Origin of the sequence: Archangium sp. Cb G35, from assembly GCF_001896145.1 — a bacterium.
Classification (GTDB): Bacteria; Myxococcota; Myxococcia; order Myxococcales; family Myxococcaceae; genus Archangium; species Archangium violaceum.
This window is the reverse complement of the sequence record NZ_MPOI01000021.1, coordinates 1-19,397: the sequence shown is the minus strand read 5'-3', so window position 1 is coordinate 19,397 and position 19,397 is coordinate 1. Positions and strand designations below refer to the sequence as shown.

Annotated in this window: 15 protein-coding genes; 6 read left to right on the top strand and 9 right to left on the bottom strand. The window is 70.2% G+C overall.

Annotation, left to right across the window (positions count from 1 at the left end; all coding sequences use genetic code 11):
* Nucleotides 1-247: 247 nt before the first annotated feature.
* From BO221_RS47040 to BO221_RS47025, 4 genes are all read left to right on the top strand, one after another.
* Entirely contained in the window at nt 248-697 is a 450-nt protein-coding gene (locus BO221_RS47040) for a Fur family transcriptional regulator (RefSeq protein WP_073567606.1), read from the top strand.
* A 151-nt stretch (nt 698-848) separates the two neighbouring features.
* Nucleotides 849-1,325, top strand: a complete 477-nt coding sequence (locus tag BO221_RS47035; RefSeq protein ID WP_073567485.1) for a hypothetical protein — start codon at nt 849-851, stop codon at nt 1,323-1,325.
* Between the two features lie 260 nt (nt 1,326-1,585).
* On the top strand, nt 1,586-3,049 hold the full coding sequence (locus BO221_RS47030) for a hypothetical protein (protein ID WP_233166576.1): 1,464 nt from the start codon (nt 1,586-1,588) through the stop codon (nt 3,047-3,049).
* A gap of 189 nt (nt 3,050-3,238) precedes the next feature.
* Complete coding sequence (locus tag BO221_RS47025) at nt 3,239-4,153, top strand: metallophosphoesterase (RefSeq protein WP_073567484.1); 915 nt, start codon at nt 3,239-3,241, stop codon at nt 4,151-4,153.
* A 27-nt stretch (nt 4,154-4,180) separates the two neighbouring features.
* On the opposite strand, the gene BO221_RS47020 is transcribed toward BO221_RS47025, so the two are convergent.
* Nucleotides 4,181-6,115 (bottom strand): PAS domain-containing sensor histidine kinase, encoded by a 1,935-nt coding sequence (locus BO221_RS47020; RefSeq protein ID WP_143196098.1) that lies wholly within the window; start codon nt 6,113-6,115, stop codon nt 4,181-4,183.
* 252 nt (nt 6,116-6,367) lie between these two features.
* Here BO221_RS47020 and BO221_RS47015 point away from each other — a divergent pair, with 252 nt between their 5' ends.
* Entirely contained in the window at nt 6,368-7,360 is a 993-nt protein-coding gene (locus BO221_RS47015) for an Rpn family recombination-promoting nuclease/putative transposase (protein ID WP_073567604.1), read from the top strand.
* Here the strand turns inward: BO221_RS47015 and BO221_RS47010 are convergent.
* Together BO221_RS47010 and BO221_RS47005 are read right to left on the bottom strand one after the other, a co-directional pair.
* Entirely contained in the window at nt 7,344-10,253 is a 2,910-nt protein-coding gene (locus tag BO221_RS47010) for a TonB family protein (RefSeq protein WP_073567482.1), read from the bottom strand. The genes BO221_RS47015 and BO221_RS47010 overlap by 17 nt on opposite strands.
* A gap of 97 nt (nt 10,254-10,350) precedes the next feature.
* On the bottom strand, nt 10,351-10,728 hold the full coding sequence (locus tag BO221_RS47005; RefSeq protein WP_043410808.1) for a helix-turn-helix domain-containing protein: 378 nt from the start codon (nt 10,726-10,728) through the stop codon (nt 10,351-10,353).
* Nucleotides 10,729-11,192: 464 nt separating this feature from the next.
* On the opposite strand from BO221_RS47005, the gene BO221_RS47000 reads away from it, so the two are divergent.
* Nucleotides 11,193-11,564, top strand: a complete 372-nt coding sequence (locus tag BO221_RS47000; RefSeq protein ID WP_073567481.1) for a response regulator — start codon at nt 11,193-11,195, stop codon at nt 11,562-11,564.
* Here the strand turns inward: BO221_RS47000 and BO221_RS46995 are convergent.
* The 6 genes from BO221_RS46995 to BO221_RS46970 all read right to left on the bottom strand — a co-directional run.
* Nucleotides 11,561-11,800 (bottom strand): hypothetical protein, encoded by a 240-nt coding sequence (locus BO221_RS46995; RefSeq protein WP_043410804.1) that lies wholly within the window; start codon nt 11,798-11,800, stop codon nt 11,561-11,563. The two genes, BO221_RS47000 and BO221_RS46995, sit on opposite strands and share 4 nt — an antisense overlap.
* Before the next feature lie 121 nt (nt 11,801-11,921).
* Nucleotides 11,922-14,687 (bottom strand): bpX6 domain-containing protein, encoded by a 2,766-nt coding sequence (locus BO221_RS46990; protein ID WP_073567480.1) that lies wholly within the window; start codon nt 14,685-14,687, stop codon nt 11,922-11,924.
* Nucleotides 14,684-16,513 carry a hypothetical protein gene (locus BO221_RS46985; protein ID WP_073567479.1) on the bottom strand — a complete coding sequence of 610 codons (1,830 nt, stop codon included), beginning with the start codon at nt 16,511-16,513 and terminating at the stop codon, nt 14,684-14,686. The genes BO221_RS46990 and BO221_RS46985 overlap by 4 nt, the downstream gene beginning before the upstream one ends.
* Complete coding sequence (locus tag BO221_RS46980; protein ID WP_233166575.1) at nt 16,510-16,959, bottom strand: hypothetical protein; 450 nt, start codon at nt 16,957-16,959, stop codon at nt 16,510-16,512. Before BO221_RS46980 ends, BO221_RS46985 begins: the two co-directional genes overlap by 4 nt.
* A 42-nt stretch (nt 16,960-17,001) precedes the next feature.
* Nucleotides 17,002-17,904: a type VI immunity family protein gene (locus tag BO221_RS46975; RefSeq protein WP_083682549.1), complete on the bottom strand. Its 903-nt coding sequence runs from the start codon at nt 17,902-17,904 to the stop codon at nt 17,002-17,004.
* A 211-nt stretch (nt 17,905-18,115) separates the two neighbouring features.
* Nucleotides 18,116-19,397, bottom strand: a 1,282-nt coding sequence (locus tag BO221_RS46970; protein WP_073567477.1) for a transposase, incomplete at its 5' end; no start/stop codon positions are given.

Sequence of the window (19,397 nt, the reverse complement as noted above, 5' to 3'; positions counted from 1 at the left end):
CACCGTCCACACATGGGCGTTCAGCGCAACCCCTTTTCACCTACAATCACATTGCATCTTCACCCTCCGTCGCTACGCAGTCCCCCGTACGACCTGGGAACAAGAGGTTCGCCGCGATGTGCCAGAGCCGCCCGGCCGTTCTCCCACCGGCCGGAACCGCCCGCGCGAACTTCAAAATGCACACGACCGCACCACATGCGTAGCAAGTGAGATGCAACTTTCGAGAAGTTGGGTTATGCGGAGGAAGATGGCTGCCAGGAAGAATGCAACCCAGCCGAAGCTGACCGATTACCAGGACCGCCTGCGCTCCGCGGGGCTGCGCAGCACTTCACCGCGAGTGGCCGTGCTGCGCGAGTTGGAGTCCGCCACGTCTCCCCTGAGCCACGCCGACCTGGTGGAGGCGCTGGGGGAAGAGGGCTACGACCGCGTCACCATCTACCGCAACCTCACCGACCTCACCGAGGCCGGACTGGTGGTGCGGGCGGACCTGGGGGACCACGTCTGGCGCTTCGAGCTCAAGCGCGAGGAGAAGGCCCACCAGGGCACGCACCCGCACTTCACGTGCACCGACTGCGGCACCGTGGCCTGCCTGCCCTCCGAGTCCGTCCGCCTCTCGTCGACCAAGGGAGCGCCCAAGTCCGTGGCCGCCCGCTCGGTGGACATCCAACTGCGCGGCTTGTGCGACCAGTGCGGCTAGGGGCGCTCGCCCCGCCGTGACAGCCCCCGCCTTCCCGCCTGCCTGCTCTCCGGACGGAAGCCCTCGTCCGGAATAGCTCCGGGTTGGCGCCAACCCCTCGGGATACCACCCTTTGGCGGCAGGTATCCCACACGCAACTGGAGGGGTCATCATGAAGAAGCTGCTGACTGCACTGGTTCTCACGCTGAGCACGGCCGCCCTGGCGCAGACGGACACCACCCAGGCCCAGGAGCAGCACCAGAAGAACGACACCACCCGCGTCAAGACGGGCCTGGACGCCAGCGAGGTCGGTCCGGCCATCGAGGACAAGGCGAAGGAGGCGGCCGCCGCGGTGGGGCTCGACACGAACAAGGACGGCACCTTCAAGACGGACAAGGCCTTCTCCGTCACGGGCACCCTCAAGGGCCAGGCGAGGGAGGAGATCACCCTCACGCGCCAGGGCCTGCCCGACGCGGACCTGGACGTGCGTGACCAGACGAAGGTGATGCTGGACGGCAAGAAGGTCGCGGTGAAGGACATCCCCGAGGGCGCCCAGGTGCGCGCGAAGTTCCAGCTCGAGGGCGAGGAGCCCGTCGCGGTGGAGATCAACGCCACGAGCCCCAAGGGTGCCAAGAAGAGCAACAAGTAGGGCAACGCCTGGGACACTCCCCGGGCAAGACCCAAGACACACGACGGGCCCGTTTCCCTCTCCGGGAAGCGGGCCCGGTCGTTTTCCGCCCCATCCCTGGCATGGCGGGGAACGCGAGGGGGAATCCACTTCCCTCCGTGGCACCGCGCGAGGCACGCGCGTTCCCACCCGGCGCCTCACCCTCGCGGGTACGGCGCTTGCTCTACCCGGAGTGTTTCGAGACTCGTCTGGAGACGAGGCCCGAGGAGGCGGGAGAGGTCATGCGCAGACTGTTGGGGGCGTGGGCGGTGGGAGCGATGGTGGCGTGGGGTTGCGGCAATACGACGGAGGAGCCGCGCAACCCCGGAGTGGACGAGAACCCGGCGCAGAACGAGGAGCCGCCTCCGCCGGTGGGCCCGCAGCCTCCGGACACGGAGCCTCCGGTCACCGTCGATCCCGGTCCCACGGATCCGGACCCGGTCGACCCCGGTCCCACGGACCCGGACCCGGTCGACCCCGGTCCCACGGATCCGGTGGTGACGGCGGGGCCCTGGCCGGACGAGCCGGTGGTGAACTACTCGAGCCGCTACGGGCTCGGCACCGTGCGGTCGGTGGCGGTGGATGACGCGTACAACATCTGGCTGCTCGACGGAGACCGCATCGGCGTGCTGCGGCCCGGGGACACCTCGCCGCGGTGGACGAGCGGAGTGGGCCAGGCGGCGCCGGGCTTCGGACCGGACAAGCTGGCCCTCGGCTCCACCGTCATCTGCGGTGGCAGCGCGGGCCGCGCGTACGTGGGCTACCACACGTACGAGCTGGACAGCGCCTTCATCTACAGCCCGGATGGCAGCAACTTCCCCGCCTACAACGATCCGGACCCGGCGCGCTTCGATCCGGTGCGCTACCAGGAGTACCAGAAGGGTGACCTGGACGTGGTGAAGCTGCAGCCGGATGGCAGCGTGGCGCTGGAGACGCACCTGAGCCGCTCGGCGCGCAGCAACGGGCCGCAGGACGTCGGCATCCGCAACACGAACGACCACCACTTCGACGAGGACCGCTCGGTGCTCAGTTGCACGAAGGTGATGCGCGGCAAGCACCGCGGGCAGGTCTACATCGGCACCAACCACGGTGTGACGCGCATCCAGGGCACCGTCTACAACAGCCACCGGCACCCGGTGTGGTTCAAGCCCAAGCCGGACGGAACCCTGTCGCAGATGGCCGGCTACACGTACGCGCTGGGCATCGCGCAGAACGGAGACGTGCTCATCGGCAATGACTGGAGCCTCGGCGTGGTGACGCCCTCGGAGCTCCTGGCCGACTGGGACAAGACCAGCCAGACGCTCAACCCGGAGAAGCTCAACTCCTACCTCCAGGGGCTCAACAGCGAGCCGGAGATGGACCACTGGCGCGGCATCCAGCAGACGACGGACGGGCTCTACTACGTGGCGAGCAAGGACTACGGACTGTGGAAGATGACCATCGCGCGCCGCTCCGAGGCCCATGGCACCAAGCTCTCGGGGCTGCCCACCGACCGGCTCACCTCGCTGGCGGCCACGGATGATGGCTCGCTCTTCATCGGCACCGAGGGCTTCGGGCTGTGGCGGATGGAAGGGCAGAAGGGCCTGACGCACGTCGAGGGCGTGAACGGAACGGTGGTGAGGCAGTTGCTGTACGACCCCACCGTGAAGCCGGCGATGCTCTACGTGCTCACCAACGCGGGGCTCACGGTCATCCGGGGCCACTGAGGCCCGCTCCACCACCGGGCCGCCGGGCGGGATGCCGGCGGCCCGGAATATTCGAAGGGCTCCCAGCCTTTACCTTCCGCCCGCTGACATCGGCTGGAGACCGGACAAGCGGACTCGGGGCCCGGCCTCGTCGTCCGTGGCCGGTGTCCTCTACAATTCGAGCCGATCCCCGCCGACGGAAGGAAATTCATGGCCTTGAGACTCGCCCGCCGCCGTTCCGCCACCCTGACCGCCAAGGCGGTCTCCGCCCACGAGCCCGGGCCGCACCGGAACCACATGAAGCGGAACGAGTTGAGGGCCATCGGACCGGATCCACTGCGGCCGGACGCGCGGCTGCGGTGGCGCGACCACTTCACGCTGTCGGAGAACGTGCTGCACGTGCCGGGGATGCACCGGGAGCACGATGGGCTGCGCATCGCGCACCTGTCGGACATCCACGTGGGCCAGGCGACGTCCGCGGTGCGCATCCGCCGGGCGGTGGCCGAGGTGAACGCGCGCACCCCGGACCTGGTGTTCCTCACGGGCGACTACGTCACGCACAGCCCCAAGCCGCTGCCGCGCGTCATCGAGCTGCTGGCCGGCTTCACCAGCCCCGTCTTCGTGGTGCTGGGCAACCATGACCACTGGGTGGACGCGCACTACCTGCGCACGGGCTTCGAGCGCCTGGGCTACACCGTGCTGCAGAACGAGCACCGGGTGGTGCCCATGCGCGGGGCGCCGGTGACGGTGCTGGGCATCGACGATGGGCGCACGCACCGCGACGACGTGGAGACCACGTTCCGGGGAGCACCCGAGTCGGGCACGCGCCTGGTGCTCACGCATGCGCCGCCCACCGTCGACAAGCTGCCGCCCAACGGCAACCTGGTGCAGTTCTCCGGGCACACGCACGGCGGCCAGTTCGTGGTGCGCGGCCTCACCGAGGCCATCTTCCGCCGCGCCGGCCAGCCCTACATCCAGGGCCACTACCACGTGCGCGGCAACCAGCTGTACGTGAACATGGGGCTGGGCTTCGGCTTCGGCGGGCCCTACCTGCGCCGGGGCACCTACCCCGAGGTGGCCTTCTTCACCCTGCGCCACGTCGAGACGAGCAGCGCCCAGGCCTGAGCCCCGGCCCGAGCCGCTGTCCGAACCTCAACCGGTGTGCGCCTCCTCCGGGAGGACGCCACTGCCGCCCCGGTCCAACGCTCGCGCGTCCCGGGGCAGCATCACCGTGAAGGTCGTCCCCTCTTCCTCCGTGGAGCGCACCGTCACCTGGCCGCCGTGGGCCTCGACGAGCTCGCGGACGATGAAGAGCCCCAGCCCCAGCCCGCTGCCCCGCCCGCTCCGGGCCGCTCCCACCTGACGGAACGGGTCGAACAGCGTGGCCAGCAGATGACCCGGAATGGGCGTGCCCGCGTTGGAGATCTCCAACACCTGTTGCCCGGCCTCGTCCCGGCAGCGCACGAAGACGGGCCCCTCGCGCTCGCCGTGCTCCAGCGCGTTGCCCACCAGGTTGCTCACCACCTGGGCCAGCCGCTCCGGGTCCCAGATACCGTCTCCCCCCCCCTCGGCCTCCACGAGGATGTCGCGCCCCGGGTGCGCCACCGTCAGCTCCTCCACCACCTGCCGGCACACCGCGGGCAGGCTCGTGGGCGCCAGGTGCAGGGGAATGCCCCCGGACAGCCGCGCCCGCGTCAGGTCGAGGATGTCGGAGATCATGTTCCCCATGCGCGCCGCGCTCGCGTCGATCCGCTGGGCCAGTTGCTGCACCGTGGACAGCGTATCGCGCCGCCGCAACTGCCGCGCGGACAGCATGATGGCGTTGAGCGGATTGCGCAGGTCGTGCCCGAGAATCCCGATGAAACGCTCGCGGAACTGCGCCTCCTCCTGCATCCGCTCCACCGCGCGCTTGCGCTCGGTGATGTCCATCATCGAGCCGATCATCCGCGCCGTACGTCCCTGGGCGTCGCGGGCCACCAGCCCCCGGTCCAGCACGTGCACGTACGTGCCGTCCTTGCGCCGGAAGCGGTACTCGGCCAGCCACGACTCCCCTCCCGACCCCAGCACGTGCTCGAGGCTGCGCAGCACCAGCTCCCGGTCATCGGGGTGCAGCTGCTGCTCCCACCAGGAAATGCCCCCCATCTCCTCGGACGCGTAGCCGAACACCGTGCGGCAGGCCTCGCCCCAGTGGATGTGCTCGCCGGAGGGGTTCCAATCCCAGAGCACGTCATTGGTGGCCCAGGAGACCAGCCGGTAGCGCTCCTCGGCCTCGCGCAACGCGGCCTGCGAGCGCTCGCGCTCGGTGCAGTCCATCACCACGCCCAGCATCCGCGTGGGCCGGCCATTCTCCCGGTACGTCTGCCCCACCAGCTCGTAGCAACGCTGGGTGCCATCCGGCCAGGGCGCGCGGAACTGGAAGGTGTAGGGGCCCTCCGCGCACAGTCCCTGCAGGAAGGCCTCGGCCACCCGCGTCCACTCGCCGGGGAGCACCCGCTCCAGGAAGCTCTCCAGGGTGTCGCCCAGCCCTCCGGGCGGATGGCCGAAGAAGGCCTCCGCGTTGGGAGACCAGACGAGGGTGAGCCGGGCCTCCGACCACTCCCACGTCACCATCCGCGCCGTCTCCAGCGCCAGCCGCAGGTGCTCCTCCCGGGCCCGGGCGGCCCGCTCCTTGTGCAGCTCCTCGCGCAGCACATGCCGCTCCGCGAAGACATCGGTGATGTCGGAGAGCCACAGCGAGAAGCCATCCCCTCGCCTCAGCGCCCGGGCCCGGAACCAGCGCTCCGCCCCATCCAGGCGGCCGTGCACCTCGAAGGACAGCGGAGTGCCCGAGTCCACCACCCTGCCCAGGGCGCTCCGCTCCGGCAGGCCTCGCAGCGCGCCGGCCCACGAGGACAAAGAGCGGCCTGGAGACGGACCTGGAGACAGGCCTTTCACCAGTGCCTCGGCGGCCGGATTGAGGGCCGTCGCCTGGAAGTCGAGCAGCGCACCCGCGTCGTCCCGCACGGACTGGAAGAGGATGCATGCATCCGGACACTCGGCATGTAGCTGCCGCGCGAGCTCGGGCCCTGGAACCCAGGATGAAGTCACGGAAATCCCCCCGCCTCACCTCCACCCGGGTCGAGCGCTGGGATGCCCGGAGGACGGTGCGAAGAAACAGTATGCCATGACCCCCCCGGTGTCGGCCATGACCTGGTGTTCATTCTCCGGGAGGGGGCCCTCACGTGTTCGAGGGATGTCTCTCGGGCGGGATGGTGGGGACGGGTGTGGACACACCCGGACAGATGGGTCGAGAGCGCGGAGGCCCTGGCCCGCCACGTGCTCCTACCGGCGCCGCCCGCCATGCCTGGTCCTCATGATCTCTTCGTCCGTTACACCTTCGGTCAGCCCGAGCGGGCCGCGGCCGAGCTGCGCGCCGTGCTGCCTCCCGGGGTCGTCTCGCAGGTGGACTGGTCCACGCTGCGGCGGGAGTCCGGCTCCGTGGTGGATCCGGAGCTGCGGGAGACCCAGAGCGACCTGCTCTTCTCGGCGCGCCTGCGGGGTGGGAGGGCCCTGCTGTTCTACGTGCTGTTGGAGCACCAGTCCTCCGTGAACAGGTGGATGGCGCTGCGCATGCTGCGCTACGTGGTGCGCCAGCTCGAGCACTGGCGCAAGGCGAACCCGGAGAGCGAGAAGTTGCCGGTGGTGATACCGCTCGTCATGTACCACGGGCCGGAAGGCACCTGGTCCGCGCCACGGCGGATGGAAGAGTTGTTCGACCTGCCGGATGAAGAGGACGAGCGGGAGGCCTGGCGCGCATTCGTGCCGCGCTTCAAGTACCTGCTCGATGACCTGACCACCGAGCGGGCCGCAGCGCTGATGGCGCGTTCCGGCCCGCCCATGGCCCGGCTGGCGTGGCTTGTGCTGCGCTACGGGCGCACTGGGGAGCTGGCCGACCGTCTCCCGGAGTGGACGGCATTGTTGGCGCAAGTGCATGCCACCCCCGATGGCACCGAGAATCTGCTGGTGGCCATCCGATACCTCATCTGGATCGGGGACAAGCGCAGCCGCCAAGCCACTGGGCAGGTGTTACATTCAGTGATGGATGCGCGGCAAGCGGAGGTGCTGATGCGAAGCTATGGCGAGCAACTCATGGACCGGGGAGAGCGGAGGGGGCACATCCAAGCCCGCGCCGAAAGCGTGTTGATGCTCCTCACCGAGCGGGGCATCCTCGTCGACGAGCAGTCCCGGCAACGAATCCTGGAGTGCAAGGACCTGTCGATCCTCAACCAGTGGTTCCATCGGGCCGTGAAGGCTACCCATCTCCGTCAGGTTCTGCTCAGTAGCGGCCCTTGAGGCCGAGGATGGGCAGCACGATGGGCAGGCCCGTCGGGCGCTTCTGCAGGGGAAAGCCGATGCCCCCCGCGTAGTCGAAGGCCACCACCTCCTGGCTGATGGTGACGTTGAGCATGTCCAGGTACGCCTCGAGCGTGAAGGTGTCGTAGGCCCAGGCCTTGGACAGACGCAGATCGAAGCGGAAGAAGGGCGGCAGCCGGTCCACCCTGTCCCTGTCCACCCGGACCCAGCGCGGCTGGCCGAGGCTGTCCGTTCCCTGCGTCATCGTGCGGCTGGTGAGGTTGCCCGACTCGGGACGGCCGGTGTTGAAGTGCAGCACCCCGCCCACCGTGAAGTTGTTGGCGAACTTGTAGCTGAGCACCAGGTTGGCCACGTGCGTCTGGTCGAAGACGTAGGGCAGGTCCGCCTCGTCCTGGCCCACCGGCACGTCCTGGTCGTTGAAGCGGGTGAAGCGCACACGCCGCGTGCTGCGCTGCAGCGAGTAGGACAGCCAGCCGAACCAGTTGCCTCCCAGCGGCCGGCGGATGAGCAACTCCAGGCCGTACGACAGGCCCCGGCTGCTCACGTTCGGTATCTCGATGTCGGGCAGGGGAATCTGCTCCTGCATGCCCCGCACCACGCGGCTTCGCCCGGGCCCGGGCCCGGGCCGTGGATCCCGCGGGTCCCCCACTCCATCATCGGGATCGTCCGGCGTCACGATGGGCGCCTCCTCGTTGCCGAAGGGCGTCAGCTCCACCGTGCGCAGCATCGGGTTGACGTACCCATCCAGGCTCACGTCGAAGCCCCACAGGTTCTTGTACTCCACGCCCGCCGACACCTGCAGCGCCTGCTGCAGGCCCTGGTCCAGCGCCGCGATGTCGACGACGGGCAGGCTGATGAGCGTGGTGGGCGCCTGGTGGTAGAGGCCCACGCCGCCCTTGAGGGTGAGCTGCTCGCCCAGCCTCCGGCGCGCGGTGAGGCGCGGCTCCACCGCGACATGGTTGATGCCGCCGGACAGGTGGTAGTTGTCCACGCGCAGGCCGGGCACCACCGTCCACGGCGAGTCCTTCTCCTCCCACTGCAGCTCCGCCCACAGGCCGCTGAAGGTGCCGATCGCCAACGGCAGCTCCAAGCTCATCTCCTCGAGCGGGCCGCCCGTGGGAGGCACGAAACGCTGCAGGAGCGAGACGACCGCGCGCTTGTGGTCCACGTCCAGGCCACTGCGCAGCGAGAAGGCCTCGCCGAACTTGCGCTGGTAGCCCAGGCGCGCGGTGAGGTTGCTCTGGTCGATGTCGATGGTGGTGCCGCCAGAGGAGGCGCTCTCACTGCCCAGGGCGAACCGGTCCATGCCCCAGGTGACGCCGCCCTCCAGCTCGCCGCCGCCCACGGGGTGGCGGTAACGCAGGTCTACCCGGTGGAAGAGCACGGACTGCAGCGCGGTGACGCCGTCGTCGCTCGTCGCCTGGGTGCCGAAGGTGTCCGAGGAGCCGAAGGCGAAGAGGCGCAGCCGGCCCGGTCCCACCTCCTGCTCGATGCGCGCCTGGTAGTCGTAGAAGTCCAGCACCAGCTTCGAGTCGTTGGCACCGGGCGGCTGCAGCGCGTTGGCCGCCGCGGCGATCAACCACGGCGTGTACGAGACGCGCCCGGCCACCGAGACGTTGGTGCCAGTGGACTGGAAGGGGTACTCGAGGAAGAGGCCCGCGTTGATGAGGTCCGCGTAGGCGCTGCCGTGGAGCCGGTCATCGCGAGGCCGCGTCAGCCGGCCCTCCACCGCGCCACCGGTGAGCCGTCCGTACTGGGGGGACGGGTTGCCCGGGAAGAAGTCGATGGAGTCGATGAAGTCCGGGTGGATGACGGCCGGCCCGAGGAAGAGGTGGAAGAGGATGGGGACGCGGATGCCGTCGAGGAAGTAACCCGTGGCGGCCGGCTGGCTGCCGCGCACCACCGGGTAGGAAACGCCCGAGAGCATGCTGCCCACGCCGGGCATCAACATCATCACCCGGAAGGGGTCTCCCATGGTGCCGGGGATCTCCCGCAGCTCGGCGTCCTGCAGCGTGACGCGGGACACCTCGGTGCGCTCACGGTCTCCGCGCACCACCGTCTCGTAGGGGTTCACCACCAGCGGCTCCAGGCCGTACACCACCTCGAGCGTCTCGCCCTGGCGCACCTCCTCGAGGAAGTAGCCGGGTTTGTGGCCCGGAGCGTTGATGCGCACCGTCTGCCTTCCCGGGGGCAGGCGCGCCTCGAAGCGTCCATCCGGCCCCGTCTCCACGGGCATGCCTTCCGCGGCGTTCGACACGAGCACGGCGCCCGCCAGCGGCTTGCGGTTGCCCTTGGCCCGAACCAGCCCGCGCAGCGTGACGGGCGCCTGCGGCGTGCCAGCTTCCGCCACCGGCTGGGGTGCCTCGAAGCGGTACTCGAAATGCAGCCGCACCGGCACCGGCGCCCCGTCCACCTTCGCGGGAGAGAAGCGCAGCCCGGGCGCGGCGTGCAGGGCGGCCTCGTCCAGCAGCGGGTGCAGGCCCTGGAGGAGCCGGACCTCGGCCACCTCGCCCTCCTCGTCCACCAGCAGCTCCAACCGCACCGTGCCCGCCACCGGCTGTGCGACGAGCGCCTCGGGGTAGCGCGCGGGCGCGTCCGCCACCAGCGTGGGGGCCTCGAGGGCCGACGGCGTGCCCCCGTCCGCCCCCTGCAACGTGAAGCCTCCCTCGGCGCGCTGTACGCCCACCTCGGTGGGCACCAGGCCCGCGTCGGGGCTGGCCAGGGGCGCGTCCGGGAGACTCCCCAGGCCGGGCAACGTGGTGGGTGCCTGCGCCCGGGCCGGCGCGAGGGGGAGCAGCCCCGCCAGCAGCGCCAGGACCAGGGCCGCGCGAGCCTTCCACACCGCGTTCACACGCCGCTGCTCGTTCGCCATGTCACCCGTCCGTGCAGGGAAGGAGCCCATGACGCCAGCCCGCCGGGGGTAAGACAAGCCCTGACAGCCACGGAGGGGCCCGCCTGCCCGCCAGTGGTCAACGTTTCTGCAGCGCCGCGGCCACGAGGCCAATCAACTTGAGCTGCGAGGCGTCCAGCTTGCGCAGCGTGCGCATGAGGCGGCGCAGCTCGGGCACCTCCTCGTACTCGGGCGGAGTGGACTCGGCCACCCAGGTGGCCACCTCCCCCGTGTTGAGGCCCAGGAAGGTGTCCGAGGGCGTCCGCAGCGCGATGCACAACCGCCGCAACGAGGGCACGCTGGGCAGCATCCGCCCCCGCTCCAGCCGCCCGTACACCTCCGTCGCCAGCCCCACCCGCTCCGCCACGTCGGCCTGCGTCAGCCCCGAACGAACCCGCGCCTCACGCGCGATCTCACCCACGTTCGCTGCCAGCTTGCCGGTCGACGGTTGTCCCATGGTGGTTTTCTGACTCTCGCGCAGACGACCCATCAGGCCGTCTGCTTAGAGCCGGAGAGGCCGCCCGCGACAGGACAGGATGGGTAGTCGCGAAAATCTGGGACCCTAATAGTGCTCGCCGGAACGCGAGGTTGGGACCGCGTGCTTCATGGCCGCCCCAGCCCATGGCCTCAGAGGTGAACCGAACGCTCCAGGTCGTCTCCCGCGCTGGAGGCGACAGGTGACGGGGTGACCATTCACATCCTGTCCGGGACATGGGACCTGGTTTTCGTCTTCCCCGAGTACCCCAGATGTCCCACGCCGAACGATTCGGGCCCAACCCCCCACGCCGGGAGGGTTTTCCCGGCCCCAGGAGGTGCTCCATCGGTCCAGGAGCCAACCCTGGCGCACCCGGACGCAAGCGTCTTTCCGGCCCATGTGGTGGGCTCGTGCTATGGCCGCCGGGAAGGAAGGCCAGGAGGACAATGAGCGGAGTGCGCAACCGCATCCTCGTCGTGGAGGACCATGCGGACAGCCGGGAGTTGCTCGCCGAGTTCCTCGAGGCGCTCGGCTACGAGGTGGACGTGGCGGAGCACGGACTGCAGGCGCTCGAGCGGCTGCGGTGCGAGCCCCGGCCCGCGGTGATGGTGTTGGACCTGATGATGCCGGTGATGAGCGGCTGGGAGTTGATGCGGTACGTGCGCGAGGATCCCGCGCTGAGCTCGCTGCCCGTGGTGGTGGTGTCCGGCGCGGGGGATGCCCACCCGCTGCCCGAGGGCATCCTCGGCGCCGTGCCCAAGCCGGTGGACCTGAACGTGCTGCGCAACTTCCTGCGGGAGGCGATGCGGCGCTGTTAGCCCGGCGCTCCGGCCAGGTCGAGCATCTCCACCTGCTGCCGCTCCCGGTCCAGCCGGTAGCTGACCTGGAAGCCGGAGGGCAGGCGCAGCACCCCCACCTCCAGTCCACGGCGCGGAAGAGACTGGACACCCGAGAGCCGCTGCGACAGCTCGCGCAGGACGCGCCCCCTCACGGTCGCGGGACAGCCCGACAGAAGGCGAGCCACCTGCTGCGACAGTGTGAACTGGAGGGCCATGTCCCTACGGTGCGCACAAGAACCTTGGACGGCAAGAAACGGCCTCGCGCGGAGTGTCCCATGGAGCAATCATCTGTCACCTGGTGGGCACGCGGATGTGGGAGGACCGGCGCGCCTGCGTTCAGCGCAGCACCACCCGCCGTACCTCGCCCCGCGTCAGGTCCACCCGGGCCAACCGGCCCGCGGTGTCGAAGAGCAGCAGCTCCGCGAAGAGGAAACGCACGGACACCGTCACGTCCCCCTCGAAGAAGAAGCGCGCGCGCGCCGTGCCCTCCTTTCTTTCGAGCAGCCACACCCGTTCGCCCGCGGGCGTGGGCTCCATCGCCACCATGTTCGGCCCGCCGAGCACCAGTCCCCTCAGCGCCGTCCAGGGCAGCAGGGGCGGCCGCACCGGAGCCGCCCTGTGGCCGTCCAGCCACCGGATCTCCTCCTCGTTGAGCGCCGCCACCTCCCCATCCACCGTGAGCGAGAGGTGGCGCAGCGACTCCAGCTTGCGAGCCATCACCTGGCGCGAGCGCAACGTGGGGTCCGGCAGCGAGTAGGTCCAGCGCTCGAGCTCCGCCGCCGCGTTGAAGGTGACGAAGCTCAGCTCACCCAGGCCCACCGCCAGCTTCAGCACCTGCCCGCCCACCCGCGGCACCCGCCACAACGCCCGCGGCTCGGCGGCGAGCGCATCCACCGCCATCACCGTGTCCTCCACCGCGAAGAACCACAGGTTGCCGTCGTACACCGGAGCGAAGGCGTCCACGCGCGTGTCGCACCAGGGCTCGGCCCGGCGTCCGGCGAGGTCCAACCGGGAGACGCGTTTCAGCTCCCCGCGCGGCGCGAGCGCCAACGCCCGGTCCTCGTGCACCGAGAGCACCAGCGAGAAGGCGGGCACGTCGAAGTGCGCCACGCACCGGCCATCACTCGTGACGAGCCGCGCGCCCGCCTCGCCGAGCGCCACCAGCAGCCTCCCTCCGGACAGGGGCACCGCGTCGTGGATGGACCAGGGTCCGCCCTCCGCCGCGTCGAAGACGTGGGGCGCCGCTTCCGCCGGGAAGCCCCCGCGCTCGGGCAGGGCAGACAACGAGGGCAGGTCCGCCTGCAGCACCGTGTCTCCCGTCAACAACGCCAGGTTGCCCAGCTCGCGGGGCTTCAAGGGCACGTGGCCCGCCGCACGGTCCCGCAGCAGGGCGCGCACGGCGGGACGCAGGAGCGCGAAGCCCGGCTCCGTCGCCCTCTTCTCCACCTCTCGCGCCAGCGCCTCGGTGAAGGCCTGGCGCGCGGGAGCCCCATCGGCTTCATCCGAGTCGAGCAGCGCGAGCGCCCGCGTCCGGACCTTGTCGAAGTGCTCGGGAAACACCGTCAGCATCCGCGCCAGCAGCCGCGCGCCGGAGACACCGCCCAGAGCCACGCCCCGCTCCATCCACGCGTGGGTGAGATGCCGTGCGTCCTCCACCGGCCAGACCACCTCCACCGCGCGCGCATAGTCTCCCGTCTGCGCGAGCACCTCGCCCCAGAGCACCCGCAGCACCCGGCCCTCCGCCGGGTGCGAGCGCTCCAGCCGTAGCACCGCGTCCGCGAAGGCGCCCGTGCGCCGGGCGACGTCCACCGCCCGTGCCACCTCCTTGGCCAGCAGCCACTGCCGCACCACCAGCCCCGGCGCCAGCTGGCGCCCCTCGGCCAGCTCCGCCGCCAGCCGGAGGCGGCCATGCTTCTCCAGGAAGGAGACGGCCTGCTCGCTCTCGTGCAGCAACTCGGCGAGGACGAAGGCGGCCTCCTCGATGCGGCCCTCGCGCTCCAGCTTCCGGAAGGCCTCGCGGTAGCGCTCGCGCAGCGCATCGTAGACCTGCGCGCCGCCGCCGAAGACGCTGGCCGCTCCGCCCTGACGGGGTTGGATGGTGAGCTGCTCCCGGGGGCCCGGCAACCCCAGCGACACCCGCGCGTGCTCCGACGGTGCACCCTTGGCCAGCGGGATGGCGTAGCGCAGCGCCTCCTGGAGGTTGCCCTCGTCGAAGAGGTCGAAGAGCCGCCGCACGTACTCCGCCTTGCGCTGGCCCAGCAGCGAGCCCAGCGGCGTGGAACGGGCCAACCACTCGGCGAGCCGGGAGAACAATCCCGGCCCCTGGGGAGGCGGGGGTGTGGGAAGAGCCTTCCCGGAGCCACTGCCCGAGCCCACGCCCGTGCCCCCACGCTCGTTCCACCAGGCCCGCAGCCGCTCGAGCAGCGTCGCACGCGCGGCGCCTCCCGCGTTCACGGTCGCCTGGCCGGGCCGCTGGGGCACCGCGCTCCACCAGGCCCGCAGCCGCTCGAGCAGTCCCGGAGCGCGGGGAGGCTGTGGCACGGGAGGCTGCGGCACGGGCCGGCCCTCCATGCGGGCCCGCATCGCCTCGGCCTCGGGAGCGGGTGGTCCGACGCCGAAACGGGCGCGCGGGGGCGCCTCGATGGGCGCGAGCGTGGCCACGGGCGGCGGTGGCGCGCCCAGTCCCTCCATGGGCACCACGTCGAAGTGGGACACGTCGAGCCATGCCGACACATCCACCCGCCGCGAGGGCTCGAGCGGATGCACCCGCGCCGTCCCCTCGCGCACCAGCACGGCGCTTCCCGAGGTGGGGGCGAGCCGCTCGCGCTCGGAGGGCGAGAGGGGCGCGGAGAGCAGGACACCGTCCTCCAGGGTGAAGGGCAGGCCCGGCGCCGCGGAGCACTCCATGCGGCGGGGGGCCGGCAGCCGCAGCAGGAAACCCCCATCGAGCGCATACACGCCCGCTCCGGGCGTCCACGCGGCCAGCACGCGCCGGCGCGCCTCGGCCTCGCCCAGCAGCACGGGGTCGAACCAGAGCGCCACCCCCTCCACGGAGCCACGGTGGACATGGGCGCGAGGCCGTGGCGTACGCGCGGGTCTCATGACGTTCCTCCCGGCGTGGCGCGATAGACGAGGGCGCGGTGCTGGAAGCTCCAGGCGCAGACCTCGCCCTGCTCCGTCCTCCAGGCCATCAGGGGCAGTGCGGGGCTGACCCCGCTGGAGACGACGCGATCCGATGCCTTCACCACGAGTTTGGCGGGGCCGTCCCCGGTCACCCAGTAGAAGGTGCGCTGGTCATCCCCGAGCACCACCAGGCCGGGCAGCGGCGTGTCCAACGGCCAGCAGCACAACCCCACCACGCGCCCATTGAGGCCGAAGGATACCCACGCACCCTTCTGCTCATCATGGGAGTCCCGCGTCACCCACCACTCGTCCAGATGCTTGCGGATGGCGAGCGGGGGCCCCGGCGTATGCCGGGAGAAGTCCCGCATATGGCCGAAGTACGCGACATCAGACCCCTCGACGGGCAGCGTCCGCGTCCATCCATCGAACTCCTTGGGCGCGAGACAGCCGATCCGCGGCGCCGAGTCGGCCCGGTCCTCCCGCCGGTCCCGGTCCACGAAGAAGAGGCCGCTCCGGCGCTCGAAGAGCGCGCTCACGCCATGGAGGAGCGGCGTGAAGAGGCGCTCGCCCGAGGCGAGCTGATGGAGCGTGCGCTCGCGGTCCAGCACGAGAGGAACCTCCCGGCCCTCACGCAACATGGACAGGGCCAGCAGCGGGGGCCCGGCGACCAGCGAGGCATGCAGCGTCTTGGGCAGGGCGTCCAGGGGAAGGGTCAACACGCGGCCAGCGGAGTGCCCGCGCAGGGTGCCATGCACGTGCACCGAGGCCGCGGCCTGGTGCCACGTCACCACGAGCAACCCGCCGGTGCGGCGCCAGCCCAGGGCCGCCACCCGCTCGCCGGTGGGGGCCATGAAGCGCTTGGGCCTGGGCGCCGTGTCACGTGGGGATTGAGGCAACGCCTGCGCCGCGACGCCGCCGTTCGCATACGTCATCAGCAGCCGGAGACCATCCGCGGAGAATTGGATGGAGCGCACGAGGCTGGTGCGGGAGTCCAGCACGGGAGCGGCGACGGCGGTGGCGAAGGGGTCGCGCAGCAGCCGCACGCACTGGGGCGGGGGAGGCAGCTCCAGCACCACCTGGCGTGGAGGCCGGGACGCGGGCCGCACCGCCACCGAGAGCTGCCGGGCACCGGGAGCTACCACCTCGTCCACGGCCACGTGGGACAGGCCCTCGGCCCCCGGCAGGCGCGCCAGCCGCGCACTGCCCACCAGCCACACGTCCTCGGGGGCACGCCCCAGCTCGAGCGCTTCGCGCCACGCGGTGAGCTGCGCGGGCAGCGGAGGCGCATCGGAGCCGGCCTTCAACCACTGGCCGAGGGAGGCGGCGTCGACGGTGGAGAAGGGCTGCTTTCCGGGACGGGACTGGAGCACGCCCCAGGCGAAGGCCGCGCCCGCGGACTCGGCGCGCCGGGCGAGCGCCACCAGCAGCGCCATGTGCGCGATGCGGGGAGCGCCGAGCTGATCCGGCCCGGCGTCCAGCAGGGCCACGGTGCGGCGTCCCCCCTGGGGCTGGCGGAAGGCGGGACGGAGGAAGGCCTGCTCGCCGAAGGCCGCGCGGCGCACGAACTCGTCCGGAGCCTCCAGGGCCATCAACCACTCGCTCATGAGCAGCCGCTCGGGGGAGCCGCGGCGGGTGAGACCGTCGTAGCCCTGGGGCTCGCCGCCCTCCATCTCGTTGCGAGCGCGCATCGGGCCGAGCGCCGCGGCCAGCCGCGCCACGTGGGCCCCCAGGCTGAGCGCCAGGTCCTCGGGGAAGAGGGACAGCTGCGCGGCCCAGGGACGCAGCGCCTCGGGCAGCTCGCTCATGCGCCCTCCTGCTTCGCGAGCCAGGCGCGCACGGTGTCGCGGGAGACGGGACGCGCGGCGCCCACGGGTACGAGGTGCGAGGTGCGAGGCAGTACGGCGAGTGGCGTGCCCACCTGGGCGCGGGCGACGAGCGCGCGCTCGAGCAGGGCGGGGGCCACATCCGGAGCGAGCGTGCACGGCAGCAGCAGCGCGGGAGCCGCCGCGTCGCGGCCGAGGTAGACGACGCCCTCTACCCACGGAAGGAATTCCGTGTCGCCCAGCAGCACGAGCACCCCGGGGCCGGCCACACCACTCCACCGGGCGAGCTCCGTGTCGTCGGCTGCCAGTACGCGTCGCGCGAGCGCGAGCGCCACTGGCCCCACGCCCGCCACCGCGAGCGCGGGCAGCGGCGAGCTCCGGGGACTCCAGGAGGGAGAGAAACGCGGGTCTGGGCTCGACAGGCTCACCACGAGGCGGAGCCTACCTCATGGTGCGCTGGACGCGGATCGTCACTCCAGGAAGCGGCGGTCCCAGCGCAGCAGTTCCTCGGGAACCCGGCGACCGAACATGGATTTTCGCTGGTAGAGAACGGGCTCGAGAACGCGGGCGAGCGCGCGGTACGGGGCAAGCCGCCGGTCCGCCTCCACCTCCCCTACTTCCGGCTGTGCTCCCAGCGTGATGAGGACCCGGTCTCCGCTCATCTCCTGGAGGGAGATGCCAGGGAGGGCCAGACGTTCGCGCAGGCTGGACACACCGCCGAGTTCTCCGAGTACGGGCTGCCCGAGGAAGTTCATCCAGTGCACGCCCTCGACGCGGATGCCCACGTACATGGTGGCACCGCTCGAAGTCAGATGCACACCCGGGTAACGCGGGCGGACGAGTTCGAGGGCCGGGACCGCATGAAGACTGGATGAACAGAGGACGAAATCCACGTAGCCCGAGGAGAAGGGAAGCTCCGCCGCCAGCTCGCGGGCGAGCGAATGAACGTGCTCCGGCCCCCGCTCCTCCAGGTACTCCGTGGGCAGGCGCAGGTACAGGACACAGACGTCATCCTTCCGCTCAGGCCAGGGCAGGGGGACAGGGGACAGCCCCCGATAGTCCACGAGGAGGTCATCTACTCCGGGGTCTTCACCCACCAACCTCAAGGAACCGCTCCCGCCAGGCTCCGCCTCAAGGGTTTTCCTGCGGGTCCTGTCCCACGAAGCCTCATCGAGTGGCTCGGCCTGCCCGTCACCCGTGTCATTCCAGGTGAACTGATACGGCTTTATCCTTTCCCGAAAGAGTTCCACGGCACGGATGACGGCAGGAGCAATCCACTCGTTGGGATGCGGCAAGTAGAAGCACAGGAGCACGGCATCGCTCGCACTCAGCCCTCCACGCTCATTGTGGTACCGCAACCTGGGGTAGCGCATCGCGGCCTCTCGCTCTACTGCCTCTTCGGTATGGATACCCCACTCCGAGGGGAAACGAGCAAGGGCTCCACATTGAGGGCGGTTTCATAGAGATCACCCTGCAACCAATCCCTCCAGTAATCCCCTTCCCCGTACGTTTCCCATTTCGCACCGTTGGTCCCCGGGCACGGGAACTTGAGATCGTACGCATGGACGACAACGCCGTTCGCGTCTAGAGCACCGGACGGTTTGAAGGTACCCCAGTCTTTTGGGCTTGAGCCCGAGGCGATTCAAGGTGCCGCTGCCAGGACTCGATGTTCTGGAGGGTAGCGGCACGTCGCAGGTCAAAGGTGTTCTTGCGCACTCCGCGGTAGCGGGCTCGCCGTCCCTGTCGGCGAGACAGATGGGCCAGCCGGTGCTCCACCTTCACCCGTTCTCTGAGCCGTGCGCGGCCCGTCGGCGACTTCACCAGTTTGTGCAGTCGCTGCTGGAGAGCCTCATCCTCGGCAATGCGTACCATCCGCCCGTGCTCGGGTTGAGCCGTCGTGCACTCGGCACGTAGAGGGCATTGGCCGCATACCTTTGCATCGAATTCCACGACAGACCCAGGCTTGAAGGGCAGCCTCTGGCCTCCTGGGCATGTGACTGTCCGGCTCCTCATGTCCAGCTTGAATGCTGACTTGGGCAACAGTTCCCCATTCTGTGTCGCCCACGGCTTGCACAGCACCTCGCCTCGCTGCTCCAGCACCGACTCCACCACCGGGCTTTTGATGTACCCACGGTCGATGTACAGCTCGCCAATCTCCATTCCCTGCCGTTGCATGTCCTTTTGGAGTTCTGGGGTGGCTTCCGCCTCGGGCCGATTTGCTGGGGTGACGGTGCACGCCACGATGAGGTCCAACTCCATCTCCGCCGCGATGTGTTGTTTGAAGCCGTTGAAGCGCTTGCTCTGGCTCTTGCGCCCGTGACGCATTTCGCCGTCTTCCACCGACACGCGCCTGTCGTGCGCCACGGTCTGGCGGATGCGCACTCCTCCTCCGTCCGGGTCCGGCTCCAGGTCCTGGCCGCGCAGTTGCTCGAGCGTCTTGAGGTGCCCCGCCAGGGGCTCCTCCACGAGTTGCTCGGGCAACTCCCGCCGCAGCCATTGCACCAGGCTGTCCAATTGTTGGATGAGGACTTGAAGCGCCCGTGTCCTCTGCCCGGCTTCATTCCAATCCACATCCAGCGCCTTCTTCACGCTCGACTCCAGCAGCAGGGGAATGCCCGCCTCGCGACACACCCTGTCAGTGGAGCATTTCAGCAGCCCCGCGACGCATGCCACCACCTTGCGCGCGGCATGACCCAGCAGGTTGAAGGTGTCCTCGACGCGGCCTGCTCCCTCCAATGGGCGCGAGTCGATGGCCACTCGCAGCGAGGACTTCAGCGCGCGCCAGCCGAACTCCTGCTGGCCCATGGCCACCTCCACGCTCTTCTCCAGCAGGCGCCGGTCCATGTTGGCGCCAATGAGGCGGTGG